15 protein-coding genes are annotated in these 12,036 nt (G+C 34.3%); 4 read left to right on the plus strand and 11 right to left on the minus strand.

Annotated elements, in window-relative coordinates; genetic code table 11:
* Positions 1–44 precede the first annotated feature (44 nt).
* The 9 genes from copZ to ACHZK0_RS18015 all read right to left on the minus strand — a co-directional run bounded on the left by copZ (position 45) and on the right by ACHZK0_RS18015 (position 7,252).
* A complete protein-coding gene (gene copZ, locus ACHZK0_RS17975) occupies positions 45–251 on the minus strand; it encodes a copper chaperone CopZ (RefSeq protein WP_270343935.1) in 207 nt (68 codons plus the stop codon).
* 203 nt (positions 252–454) lie between these two features.
* The gene (locus ACHZK0_RS17980; protein WP_000349636.1) at positions 455–757 is read right to left on the minus strand and encodes a metal-sensing transcriptional repressor; all 303 of its coding nucleotides are present in this window, start codon (positions 755–757) and stop codon (positions 455–457) included.
* A gap of 247 nt (positions 758–1,004) precedes the next feature.
* On the minus strand, positions 1,005–1,232 hold the full coding sequence (locus tag ACHZK0_RS17985; protein ID WP_000849103.1) for a hypothetical protein: 228 nt from the start codon (positions 1,230–1,232) through the stop codon (positions 1,005–1,007).
* Positions 1,233–1,509: 277 nt separating this feature from the next.
* Positions 1,510–2,328, minus strand: coding sequence for an alpha/beta hydrolase (locus tag ACHZK0_RS17990; RefSeq protein WP_395760776.1), 819 nt, complete (start codon positions 2,326–2,328; stop codon positions 1,510–1,512).
* A gap of 15 nt (positions 2,329–2,343) precedes the next feature.
* A complete protein-coding gene (locus ACHZK0_RS17995) occupies positions 2,344–3,165 on the minus strand; it encodes an ABC transporter ATP-binding protein (RefSeq protein ID WP_002014663.1) in 822 nt (273 codons plus the stop codon).
* 14 nt (positions 3,166–3,179) lie between these two features.
* Complete coding sequence (locus ACHZK0_RS18000) at positions 3,180–4,202, minus strand: FecCD family ABC transporter permease (RefSeq protein ID WP_061678140.1); 1,023 nt, start codon at positions 4,200–4,202, stop codon at positions 3,180–3,182.
* The gene (locus tag ACHZK0_RS18005) at positions 4,195–5,202 is read right to left on the minus strand and encodes a FecCD family ABC transporter permease (protein ID WP_262742475.1); all 1,008 of its coding nucleotides are present in this window, start codon (positions 5,200–5,202) and stop codon (positions 4,195–4,197) included. The genes ACHZK0_RS18000 and ACHZK0_RS18005 overlap by 8 nt, the downstream gene beginning before the upstream one ends.
* Before the next feature lie 27 nt (positions 5,203–5,229).
* Positions 5,230–6,195: an iron-hydroxamate ABC transporter substrate-binding protein gene (locus tag ACHZK0_RS18010; RefSeq protein ID WP_395760777.1), complete on the minus strand. Its 966-nt coding sequence runs from the start codon at positions 6,193–6,195 to the stop codon at positions 5,230–5,232.
* A gap of 298 nt (positions 6,196–6,493) precedes the next feature.
* A complete protein-coding gene (locus tag ACHZK0_RS18015; protein ID WP_000767604.1) occupies positions 6,494–7,252 on the minus strand; it encodes an exodeoxyribonuclease III in 759 nt (252 codons plus the stop codon).
* Between the two features lie 154 nt (positions 7,253–7,406).
* Here ACHZK0_RS18015 and ACHZK0_RS18020 point away from each other — a divergent pair, with 154 nt between their 5' ends.
* Genes ACHZK0_RS18020 through ACHZK0_RS18030 form a run of 3 tightly spaced genes read left to right on the plus strand, consistent with a single transcriptional unit; the run spans position 7,407 to position 9,421 of the window.
* Positions 7,407–8,003 carry a bifunctional transcriptional activator/DNA repair enzyme AdaA gene (locus tag ACHZK0_RS18020; protein ID WP_262742478.1) on the plus strand — a complete coding sequence of 199 codons (597 nt, stop codon included), beginning with the start codon at positions 7,407–7,409 and terminating at the stop codon, positions 8,001–8,003.
* A complete protein-coding gene (locus ACHZK0_RS18025; protein ID WP_395760778.1) occupies positions 7,984–8,529 on the plus strand; it encodes a methylated-DNA--[protein]-cysteine S-methyltransferase in 546 nt (181 codons plus the stop codon). Before ACHZK0_RS18020 ends, ACHZK0_RS18025 begins: the two co-directional genes overlap by 20 nt.
* Positions 8,510–9,421, plus strand: a complete 912-nt coding sequence (locus tag ACHZK0_RS18030) for a DNA-3-methyladenine glycosylase family protein (RefSeq protein WP_262742482.1) — start codon at positions 8,510–8,512, stop codon at positions 9,419–9,421. Before ACHZK0_RS18025 ends, ACHZK0_RS18030 begins: the two co-directional genes overlap by 20 nt.
* A gap of 35 nt (positions 9,422–9,456) precedes the next feature.
* Here the strand turns inward: ACHZK0_RS18030 and pepT are convergent, their stop codons facing one another.
* Complete coding sequence (gene pepT, locus ACHZK0_RS18035; RefSeq protein ID WP_262742483.1) at positions 9,457–10,689, minus strand: peptidase T; 1,233 nt, start codon at positions 10,687–10,689, stop codon at positions 9,457–9,459.
* A 193-nt stretch (positions 10,690–10,882) separates the two neighbouring features.
* Here pepT and ACHZK0_RS18040 point away from each other — a divergent pair, with 193 nt between their 5' ends.
* Positions 10,883–11,521: a YczE/YyaS/YitT family protein gene (locus ACHZK0_RS18040; RefSeq protein ID WP_061678148.1), complete on the plus strand. Its 639-nt coding sequence runs from the start codon at positions 10,883–10,885 to the stop codon at positions 11,519–11,521.
* Between the two features lie 91 nt (positions 11,522–11,612).
* Here ACHZK0_RS18040 and ACHZK0_RS18045 read toward each other — a convergent pair whose 3' ends face one another.
* On the minus strand, positions 11,613–11,930 hold the full coding sequence (locus ACHZK0_RS18045; protein ID WP_262742484.1) for a hypothetical protein: 318 nt from the start codon (positions 11,928–11,930) through the stop codon (positions 11,613–11,615).
* Between the last annotated feature and the right edge of the window lie 106 nt (positions 11,931–12,036).

Genomic DNA, 12,036 nt, shown 5'->3' on the forward strand with positions numbered 1-12,036 from the left:
CGTACTTCCTATAAAGTACGATTTATTTCCATATCTAAAAATAATTATTGAACATCGTATCCTTGCTCTTCAATTACAGTAACGATATCTTTTAACGTTACAACTGCTGAGTCGATAGTAACTTCAACAGTTCCTTCTGCTAATTGAACTTTCACTTGTTCAACACCGTTTAGTTCTTTCACGCTACTTTCAATTGAATTTACACAATGCCCACAAGACATACCTTCAACTTGTAATGTTAACTGTTCCATTTAAAATCCTCCTCTTGTTTCTTCATTGTTTGTTAATTACAACTTCATCTTACCATACCCCCCTAAGGTAATCAATGGTTTTGTATCATGATTTTTCAATTATTTTCTAAAAATTTATTTTACACACACTTTTTCATACCAATACCCCAAAATCCTATATAAAAGTAAACAAAAAAACAAGCCAGTGACGTACTAGCTTGTTTTTACGCTTTTGAAAAACGTTCAAATACTGTCATTAATTCTTCAATTGCTTCGTCACCATTACCATCTTTAATAGCACCTGAAACGCAATGACTTGTATGATTTTTTAATACACCCATTCCTACTTTTTTCATTGCTGCATTAATCGCTGAAATTTGCACTAAAATATCCACGCAATAACGATCATTTTCAATCATATTTTGAATACCGCGGACTTGTCCTTCAATTCTCTTTAATCTATTTATAATTTGTTCTTTTTCTTTTTCTGATCTATGTGTTACCGCTTCATGCTCTTTATGATCCATATTATCACCTTCTTAAAGTTTCTCTTCATCCAATAAAACGATTGCTTTTACGAGTATACCAATTATAACATTAATTATCTATGTATGATACCCCATATGAGTATATTTCCGCTCTATGCTTATTCTTAACAACTTATTAGCTTCTCAGACTCAATTATTATAATACCCTTGCCTTTTTTCAAAAAACAATAATAAAAGTCTCAATTTACACACGTGTAAATTGAGACTTTTTTCTTCCTATATATAATTATTGCTGATCACATACTTTTGTGTCATTCACTACTGAAGTTCCTTCAACGGTTACCGTATGAAAACAGTCATTTACACGAACTGTCACAACATTATCTTGCCGATCAATAATGTGATATTCATTAAAATTTTTATTTAGAGCACTGCGAATTTGTTCTCCTTCATAAATTGGAATGCCATGTGATAAAACCCAAATAAGCCCAGCGATAGCAAGAATAGTTTTCATACGATCTACCTCCTTGAGAATATAGTGAACTTTTAATCCATGCTTTTTCAGCTCTACTAATCATGAATGGAATGAATCAAGCCTTTTTGGAAATAAGTTCATTTCGTCTATTTTATGTTTATGCTAATTGTGACCGAATTGTGACAACTTTTTGTCTCTTTAGACGAAAAGTTGAAACAAAACGTTCAAAAAGGACAATTCTACTTGAACAAACGAAAGGCTATGGAGAATTTCCCCATAGCCTTTTGTTTGCATTTTATTAGACAATCATTCCAATTTATACGTGACTAATGAATCTTAATCCTTTACTTAAAGAAGTCGGCACAACTGATGCATGATTCTCCCCTTCAGCCTCATAAAACGTAAATCTAAACTGATCGTGTTTTACTTGGAGAAGGCGCTCTGATAATTCGTTTGCCCCTACAACCATATGCTCTCGTTCTAGTGATCCGACTGTAAGGAACACTCCTGTTTCAAACTTAGCATTGTTTAATTCACTTATAAGGTTCTCTTCTTTTTCAAGTACGGATTGGTTATTCCACCAAATAGATGGGCTACTTATAAAATAATTTTGAAATGCATTTACGTTTGTAAATAGTATATGTAAAGCAAATAAACCACCTAACGAATGCCCAAATAACGTTTGCTTTCCTTTATCAATCTCAAAATCATTTTCGATTTGAGGCTTCAGTTCTTCTTCTATAAAAGTAAAGAAGTTATGTGCTCCTCCTGTTTTAGGCCACGGTTTGCCATCTGGTTTTAAAGGCGCATCTTTTGAAATTACGCTAGGTGTAAAATCATAACACCTTTCTTCACCCGAAAATGCCCCTTCAATTGGATAACCAATACCTACTATAATTGCTGGTGAAACACCTGTTTTTTCTGCTCTAACTGATTGTATTTTAACCGCTTCATGGAATGTTTGAAAAAAAGCATTGCCATCTAATACGTATATAACAGGATAGCCTGACTCTGGTGCTGGCTGCTTCGGCTTTGAAATATGAATTTGATATTCCTTACCTTCTAGTTTTGAATACATTTTCCACTGCTCTGTATTAAATGTTATAATCTGCTGTTTTTCAATAGTAGTATTCATCCTATATCCCCCCTCTTAACTCGTTACATATATTTCAACTTTCTCTTCTTGAGATACAACGCTATCGTATCCAAAGCAAACAGGAGATCCGTTATATGGATCAATCATGACACGCGCATCAATATGAAATACTTCTTTTAACACTTCATTTGTAATGATTTCTTCTGGGCTACCAGTTGTAACGATTTCCCCTTCCTTCATTGCAATAATTTCATCTGAAAACCTTGCTGCATGGTTAATATCATGTAGTACCATTACGACCGTACAATTATGTTCTTTATTTAACTTCTCCACAATTTGTAATACATCTAATTGATGAGACATATCAAGATATGTCGTTGGTTCATCTAGTAGTAACACTTCTGTCTCTTGTGCTAAAGCCATCGCTAGCCATACTTTTTGCCTTTGACCACCTGATAAATTTGCAATTTGTCTCGTTCGAAATTCAGAAGTTTTCGTTATTTCTAATGCCCAATCAATCATTTCTTTATCTTTTGAAGTTAACTTATTTACGTTATTTCGATGTGGATAGCGTCCATAAGAAATTAACTCTTCTACTTTAAGCTCTCCTGGCGCAATTGGAGTTTGCGGAAGTAACGCTAACTGCTTCGCAATTTCTTTCGTTGGAATTGTATTTAAATCCTGTCCTTGCAAATATACTTTACCGCTCTTTTGCTTTAAGATTCTTCCCATTGTTTTTAACAATGTCGATTTACCGCACCCGTTTGGCCCTATAATTGTCGTTACTTTTCCTTCTTGTATTTCTACATTTAAATCGCGAAACACTGTAAGCTTTTCATAACTCGTTTCTAAATTTTTTGCACTTAAAATACTCACTTTTATTCCTCCTCTTACGCTTTCGCCTTATAAAGTAAATATAAGAAATACGGTACACCGACAATAGAAATAACGATTCCAACTGGTAACTCTACAGGTGTGAACACTGTTTTTGCAATAAAGTCTGAAGCAATTACAAGGAACATTCCGATTACTCCGCACGTAGGAATGATATATTTATGCTGAATACCAACTAGCCTTTTCGCTATATGCGGTGCCATTAGTCCAATGAAACCAATACTTCCTGAAACAGCAACACATGCGCTCACAAGTCCGATACTACTTAGTAGTAAAATAGATTTCTCTCTTTCAACTGAAACACCTAAACTTGTAATACTCGTTTCTTCCAATTGAAATAAATCTAATAAATAAGCTTTCTTTTGTATAAGCGGAATTAATATGATAAGCCACGGTAACATAGCAACAATATACTTCCAGTTTGCACTATATATGCTTCCAGACACCCAAACTGCAGCCATTTCGAAATCAGTTGACTTCATTTTGAGTGATAAGTACATAGAAAATGCTCCAAATCCTGATCCAATTGCAATACCTGTTAATAAAAGACGTTGCGAATCTAGCTTACCGTTTTTCCATGAAAACAGATAAATGATGATAGCTGCACCTAATCCGCCGACTAAACCAAACATTGGCATCATCATAATAGACATCCAGTCTGTGCTTTTTAATTGCCCTTGAAAGAAAAACATAAAAATAACGATGGCTGTGCCGGCTCCAGCATTCACTCCTAAAATACCTGGGTCTGCCAATCCATTTCTCGTAATCCCTTGAATAACAGCACCTGCAACGCCGAGGCCTAATCCTACTAACCCAGCAATTACGATGCGTGGAAGACGAAAATCAAAGATAACTAGATCATGTTCTGGTACTGGATCAATTCTAAAAAGTGTTTTAAATACATCCGTAATCGTAATATCAAACGTACCGTTCGTTAAACTAATATAAATAGCACCAAAAATTAAAAATATAATAATCCCCATTGTCATTCCGAAACGTTGACTTGAACTTTTAGGCATGTCTCTCTCCCCCTCTTGTCCGGATTAAATAAAGGAAGAACGGAATTCCAATTAAGGAGGTAACGACGCCAATTGGTGTTTCAAATGGATAGTTTACAAATCTACTCAAAACGTCACATAATGCTAAGAACACTCCACCAATAACACCTGCACATGGCAAGATCCACTTATAATCTACCCCAATTATAAAGCGAGTAATGTGCGGAATAATTAAACCTACAAAACCTACTTTCCCGACTAATGCAACTGCTGTTCCTGTTAAAAGAATAACGGATAAAATCGCCATCGCTTTAACTAGTTTTGTACGTTGTCCTAGATTAATAGATACCTCTTCTCCTAAAGAAAGAATTGTAATAGATTTTGATATTAATAATGCTAAAGCTATCCCAATTACCCCAAAAGGTATCGTGATTTTAATTACATTAGGGTCCACTTGATCTAACTTTGCATTAAACCAAAAACTAACATTTTGAGAAATTTGGAAATATGAAGCCATCGCAGCAGATACACTACTTAAAAATGTTCCAATAACTGTTCCGATAATCGCTAACCTAACAGGCGATAAGCCATTTTGAAGGAGCGAGCCGAAACCAAACACGATACCTGCTCCTAATGCAGAACCAATCATTGAACATAAAACCATACCAATTGATGACATTCCCGGAAGAAAAATCATACAAAGTGTAATAACAAAAGCTGCACCATCCGTCACACCCATAATAGAAGGGGATGCAAGATAGTTTCTTGTCATCCCCTGCATAAGTGCTCCTGATATGGCTAGAAATGCTCCGACTAAAAGAGCTGCAACTACCCTTGGTAAACGTGAAGTAATAATAATATTATGATTTACATCGCTTGAATCAAAATGAAATAATGCATTCCACACTGTTTCAGCATCAATGTTTTTCGCACCATATAAAATAGAAAGTATAACCGTAAATAAAATCAATATGGGTGCTATACATAAAATGGTTACTGGTACCGTATTCGTTTTCTGCATATCATTCAACGCACCTTACTTATTGTATTATTTAGATAGATTTTTCACTGCTTCTTTTAAGAATGCTGTTTTACTCCAAGCTGTACCACCTTGTGCCATTGGATCTACAACGTTTACAAATACTTTCTTTTCTTTCGCAGCATTCATACTTTGCCAAATTGGATTCTTTTCAATGTCTTCTAACACTTTCGGTTTATTATTTTCACTAGCCTCGTATTGTAAGAAGATATAATCAGGATTAACTTCAGCTAATTTTTCTAAAGAAATCTTTTCTTGTGCTTTTACCGTTTTAAGTTGTTCTGGAGCAGTTAGTCCAAGATCTTTATAAATTACAGGATTAAAGTATACTCCTTCTGGGTATAGGAATAAGTCGTTTGCTCTTAGTCTAATGACAAGTACTTTTTTGTCTTTTAACTTATCTCCTAATTTTGCTTTTGCTTTTTCAGCATCCGTATTGTAATCTTTAATAATCTTTTCTGCTTTATCTTTTTTACCAGTTAATTCTCCCATTAACTTTAAATTATCTTCCCAATTTGTTGAAACGTGCGATACTGGGAATGTCGGAGCTACTTTCGTGAACTTTTCAGCTGTTTCTGCTGGGAATTTCGTACTTGATGTAATAACATCTGGTTTTAATTGTAGTAATGTTTCAAAATTTGGTTCCATCTTCTCACCAACAGATTTTGCACCTTCTAAATCTTTTTCAAGATACTTCGGTAATTTACCACCAACAGTAATAGCACCGACCGGCTTAATACCAAGTACCGCTGCATCTTCCATTGACTCTAAACTAGCTGTCGCAATTTTATCGACTTTTGCTGGCACTGTATATTCTTTACCTAAATATGTAATTTTTCTTTTTTCGTCTTTTTTCGTTTCCGTAGCTTTTGTCTGTTGCTTTTGCTCCCCAGAAGTTTTATCAGCGCTATTACATGCTACTAATCCTACACTTAATACTGTAACCATCCCTAATGTAAATAACTTCTTGTTCATCTTTATATATCTCCTCTCGAATTTTCAAACTATATTCTCAATAAAATTTAACTATATGAAACTTGTCTTACATATATATTTCATTAGATTAATAATTCTATCCAGAACTCATTCTCGTTCACTTCCCCTAAACTATAATTCTTTTACACCTCATCCATTGATAACCTTTTTCATTGATAATGATTATCGTTACTAAGTATATATTTAATATGCAATTATTTCAAGAAAGATTTGAAAAATTTTAACAAACTGAATAAAAAAGAAGTATCCGCCTAATGTCAGGGAGATACTTCTTTTTTTAGAAATTTATGTGTAATTCAACTGGGCAATGGTCTGATCCCATTACTTCACTATTAATTTTCGCCTCTGTTATTTTGTCTTTCATTCTTTCAGAAACAACAAAATAATCTAAACGCCATCCAATATTTTTTGCTCTCGCTCCCATACGATACGACCACCATGAGTATGCGCCTTCCTGATCAGGATACAGATAACGATATGTATCAATAAATCCTTCTTCTAAAATACGTGTAAATTTCTCTCGTTCCTCATCAGAGAATCCAGGATTTTTACGATTACTTTTTGGATTTTTTAAATCGATTTCTTTATGAGCAACGTTTAAATCACCGCAAAAAATAACTGGTTTCTTTTCATCTAATCGTTTTATATACGCCCGGAAATCATCTTCCCATTTCATTCTGTAATCTAATCGTTCTAATCCACGTTTTGAATTTGGTGTATATAACGTTATCATATAAAAACCTTCGAATTCTACAGTAATAACTCGGCCTTCTTGATCATGCTCTTCGATGCCTAAACCGTATGTAACAGAAAGCGGTTCTTGTTTCGAAAAAATAGCCGTTCCTGAATAGCCTTTTTTCACAGCATAATTCCAGTATGTATAGTATCCCTCTGGATTTAAATCAATTTGGCCATCTTGTAATTTAATCTCTTGTAAACAAAATATATCAGCATTTGATTCCTCAAGATATTCTAAAAATCCACCTTTTGCGATAACTGCTCGCAAACCATTTACATTCCACGAAATTAACTTCACCTATAGTCCTCCTCTTGATGTTCACTTTCAAATTTCATGCTATCACAAAATAGAAAAACAATCATATTTTCACCTTTGTAATCTTGCTCTTACATTTGTGAATACATACATACGCACTTTATTCAGGTTATACTAATTTCAGAGGTGATGTTCTTTGCAAAATGAAAGGATTACGTTAACAAATGAGCATTGGCAAGCAATTATTCATAATGATTCTTCCTATGATAGCAAATTCTTTTATGCTGTGAAATCGACTGGAATCTTTTGCAGGCCGTCATGCAAATCAAGAATACCGAATAAAAACAATGTACGAATTTTTCATCATGCAGAGCAAGCATTAAGTGAAAACTTTCGCCCTTGCAAACGTTGTAAACCAAGTGGAATCACTTTACCTAATGAAGAGTGGGTAGAACAAATTAAAGATTATATCGAAAAACATTTCGATGAATTATTAACTCTCGATATACTTGCAGAAATGTGCCATGGTAGCCCATTTCATTTACAACGCACTTTCAAAAAAACAACAGGTATAAGTCCAATAGAATATATACAACAGTTCAAGATTGTTAAAGCCGCAGAACAGCTATTACAAACAAATCAATCCATTAAAGAAATTAGTAATGCTGTCGGGATAGAAAACCCCGAGTATTTTGCAACTTTATTTAAAAAGAAAACTGGATTTACTCCTACTGAATATCGAAAAAAGAACGAAATGAAAGAAGGATATAATAATGAATTCCAACAAAAATAAATTTATTTATTGGACGCTACTTACACATAAGAATTGGCAGTTCCATATTGCTGCAACAGAAAACGGACTATGCTTCATTGGATCTCAAGATGAAAAATTTGAAGAACTAAATATATGGGCTAGAAAAAAATTGCCACAACATATATTGGCCTGTAATCCAGATTATCTACAATCATATGCGAAAGAAATTACCGAATATTTGGAAAGCAAACGAGAAACTTTTACATTCCCTATCGATGCTTACGGAACTGATTTTCAATTATTTGTTTGGAATGCGGTACGTGAAATTCCGTATGGAAAAACATATTCTTATTCAGAAATTGCCGAAAGGCTGCAAAAGTCTACGGCTGTACGTGCTGTTGCTACTGCTATTGCTGCCAACCCTCTTCTCATTACGATTCCTTGCCATCGTGTTATTGGAAAGAATGGTAAATTAACCGGATTTAGAGGTGGATTAGCAATGAAGAAAGAATTGCTTATATTAGAAAAGTCGCAGGTAAATGCATATGACAGCAGAACATACTAGCGCATTAACTTTAGTAGTTCCAACAGAATTTAGTTTCCAAGAAAATTTACGCTATCTATCGCGTTCTAACAATGAATGTATGTTCCACATTGAAGATAATAAAATTTATAAAGTGATCCCTGTTCAGGATGTAAATCCTTTAGTGGAAATTAGTATGAATACAGATGAAAATATTCAAATACGTTTTTTAGAAGAATTATATATATCTGAAGAATCGATATGCGAAGCTGTAGCTAACTATGTGAAAGAGTGGTTTGATTTAACTACTGATTTAGCTCCCTTTTATACATTAGCTAAACATGATGTACTCCTTCAAAAACCAATTGAACAATATTATGGCCTTCGCACTTTAGGTATTCCAGACTTATTTGAAGCACTTTCCTGGGGAATTATCGGTCAGCAAATTAACCTCACATATGCTTATACACTAAAAAGAAGATTAGTCGAACACTACGGAAATTATGTAGAGTGGAATGATAGAAAACATTGGATATTCCCTTCTCCTGAAACAATTGCCAATTTACATGTAGAAGATCTCAAAAACTTAAAAATGACGACTAGAAAATGCGAATATGTAATCGGTATTGCAAAGCTTATTACAGAAGGAAAACTATCAAAAGAATCTTTACTACAAATACAAGACGTGAAACAAGCTGAAAAACAATTAACTGCTATACATGGTATAGGACCGTGGACTGCCCACTATGTTTTAATGCGCTGTTTACGATTTCCTTCCGCTTTTCCAATTGACGATGTTGGTTTACACAATGCAATTAAATATATAACAGGTTCTGAAAGTAAACCGACTAAACGTGAAATAAAAGATTTTGCGGCAAATTGGACCAACTGGGAGTCTTACGCAACTTTTTATTTGTGGCGAGTATTATACTAAAAAACCAAGTAGCGCATCCGCACTACTTGGTTTTTTTAAGCTTGTTCTTCGAAGCGTCTTGCGATTTCCACAATAACTTGAACAGCTTTTTCCATCGTATCTACCGAAACATATTCAAATTTACCGTGATAGTTTTCACCACCTGTGAAAATATTCGGCGTTGGTAATCCCATATACGATAATTGTGATCCATCTGTTCCACCACGAATCGGATGAATGTTTGGTTCGATATTTAAGCTTTTCATCGCTTCATATGCAATATCAACAATTTCTCTCACTGGTTCAATTTTTTCAAGCATGTTATAGTATTGATCATTCATTTCTAAAACGACTGCATCTTGTCCATACTTCTCTTGCATTTGCTTCACAATATTTTCAACGTTATGTTTACGCGCTTCAAAATTTTCACGATCAAAATCTCGAATAATATAATACGCTTTACTTTGCTCAACGTCACCATTTAAAGAAAGTAAATGATAGAATCCTTCATAACCCTCTGTATATTCCGGCGCCTCTTCTACCGGTAAATAGCTATTAAACTCCATGGCAAGTTTAGTTGCGTTACGCATTTTATTTTTCGCTGTTCCAGGATGTGTATTCGTTCCGTTAAACGTTAACTTAGCACCTGCAGCATTAAAACTTTCATACTCTAAACCACCTAATGGACCTCCATCCATCGTATAAGCACATGATGCACCAAACGCTTCTACATCAAAATGCGCTGGCCCACGACCAATTTCTTCATCTGGTGTAAATGCTACTCTTATTTTCCCATGTTTAATTTGCGGATTATGTATTAAATAGTTCATTGCAACCATAATTTCAGTCAGACCAGCTTTATCATCTGCTCCTAGAAGTGTCGTACCATCCGTTGTAATAATCGTATGTCCTTTATATGATGGTAATTCTGGAAACTGTTCTGGCGTTAACACAACATTTAGCTCTTCATTTAACGTAATCGCATTGCCATCAAAATTTTCATGAATTTGTGGCTTTACGTTTTTCCCTGTAAAGTCTGTTGCCGTATCTAAATGTGCTAAAAAGCCAATTACTGGAACATCCTTATCCGTATTAGCAGGAAGTGTTGCCATTACATACCCATTATCATCCATCGTTACTTCTGTTAAGCCAATCTCTTTTAACTCTTCCACTAATAACTTACCAAACTCAATTTGTCCAGGTGTTGTTGGTACTGTATGACTTTCTTCATTTGATTGTGTATCAATCTTTACATATCTCGTAAATCTTTCAATAAGTTCTTGTTTCAAACTCATTCACTCCCTTTTATGTTTCTCTCTCTATTATAGTCCTTAAAACGAAATATTTTAACTTTTTTGACTGCGAATATATATTTCATTTGTATTTTAGAAATTATAAATACCAGCTAAAAAGTCGTAATATTTGTACATTAAAACTCTTACATGTAATATACATAATTATACAATATGGGAGGTTTTAAAGATGAGGCTAACTCTCTTTCGCTATTTTCTTTTTTTCTTAGGATTAATTTTTTTCGGCCTTGGAAATGCTCTTGCAGTCAAAGTTAAATTTCTCGGTTTACATCCTTGGGAAGTTTTAAACATGGCTCTCTACCAAAGGTTTGGATTGACGATTGGTACGTGGAGTGTCATATGTGGATTATGTCTCGTTCTCATTTCTTTACTAGTAGATCGAAAATATATAAATGTGGGTACATTTTTAAATGCACTACTTATCGGTCCCATTATGGACTTTTTCTTACAATCAAATATCCTTCCAAACGCTAGTGATTTTTTATGGATAAACTTACTCATTTTATTTGCTGGTATTGCAATTACAGGTATCGGGGGAGGGATGTACGTTGCGGCTGGGATTGGTGCTGGACCTCGCGATGGATTCATGCTTACTATTTCCGACAAAACAGGGCTGTCTATTAGCCGTGCTAGAATTATAGTAGAATGTGTTGTACTCGTTATTGGATTTATGCTAGGAGGTCCTGTTTTCATCGTAACTTTTCTGTACACCTTTATTCAAAGTCCAATCTTTCAACAATCATTTAAGATGTTTCAAACACTTTTACATACTTTACATAGCAAAAAGAACATTAGTGAACATATTTAAAGTACAGCTTAATCCAAATAAATTCACCCTATTTACGATTCTCACCGCAAATAGGGTGTTTCTTTTTCATCCCACAGTTTAAGAATATATACTATTTATTCACAATAAAAGTATATACATCATCATAAATACAACCGTTTACTCTAACAACATACTTCCCCGGTTTACTAAAACGAATTGTGTATTTATTTAGCTGAATTGCTTCTTTATCCCCAGAAAGAACATCAATACTTCTACCACTCAATACATAAAATTCACTTTGATTCATCGTTACATCAATTGCATTGAAGTTTTCTTCTTTCACCTGCTGTATTTCTGCAGCGCTTACACTTGGTTCTAAAAACAGTAGTCCACTTAATCCAATCGTCCCCGCTAAAGCAACTCCCGCAAACTTTTTAATCTTTTTCATCACAATGTCCTCCTTATAAATTTTGTGTAAAGGTGATTTCCTCCTTTACACCACAAAGCCTATATGTAATGAAATGAAAAGTAAACGGGGACCGTAAGACAAAATT

The organism is Bacillus sp. 3G2, from assembly GCF_044324725.1.
GTDB lineage: Bacteria > Bacillota > Bacilli > Bacillales > Bacillaceae_G > Bacillus_A > Bacillus_A mobilis.

What these genes read in the sequence shown, in the direction of transcription:
- copZ (WP_270343935.1), bottom strand. Translation starts at nt 251, where the DNA reads ATGGAACAGTTAACATTACAAGTTGAAGGTATGTCTTGTGGGCATTGT.
- ACHZK0_RS17980 (WP_000349636.1), bottom strand. Translation starts at nt 757, where the DNA reads ATGGATCATAAAGAGCATGAAGCGGTAACACATAGATCAGAAAAAGAA.
- ACHZK0_RS17985 (WP_000849103.1), bottom strand. Translation starts at nt 1,232, where the DNA reads ATGAAAACTATTCTTGCTATCGCTGGGCTTATTTGGGTTTTATCACAT.
- ACHZK0_RS17990 (WP_395760776.1), bottom strand. Translation starts at nt 2,328, where the DNA reads ATGAATACTACTATTGAAAAACAGCAGATTATAACATTTAATACAGAG.
- ACHZK0_RS18000 (WP_061678140.1), bottom strand. Translation starts at nt 4,202, where the DNA reads ATGCCTAAAAGTTCAAGTCAACGTTTCGGAATGACAATGGGGATTATT.
- ACHZK0_RS18005 (WP_262742475.1), bottom strand. Translation starts at nt 5,202, where the DNA reads ATGCAGAAAACGAATACGGTACCAGTAACCATTTTATGTATAGCACCC.
- ACHZK0_RS18010 (WP_395760777.1), bottom strand. Translation starts at nt 6,195, where the DNA reads ATGAACAAGAAGTTATTTACATTAGGGATGGTTACAGTATTAAGTGTA.
- ACHZK0_RS18025 (WP_395760778.1), top strand. Translation starts at nt 7,984, where the DNA reads ATGAATTCCAACAAAAATAAATTTATTTATTGGACGCTACTTACACAT.
- ACHZK0_RS18030 (WP_262742482.1), top strand. Translation starts at nt 8,510, where the DNA reads ATGACAGCAGAACATACTAGCGCATTAACTTTAGTAGTTCCAACAGAA.
- ACHZK0_RS18040 (WP_061678148.1), top strand. Translation starts at nt 10,883, where the DNA reads ATGAGGCTAACTCTCTTTCGCTATTTTCTTTTTTTCTTAGGATTAATT.
- ACHZK0_RS18045 (WP_262742484.1), bottom strand. Translation starts at nt 11,930, where the DNA reads ATGAAAAAGATTAAAAAGTTTGCGGGAGTTGCTTTAGCGGGGACGATT.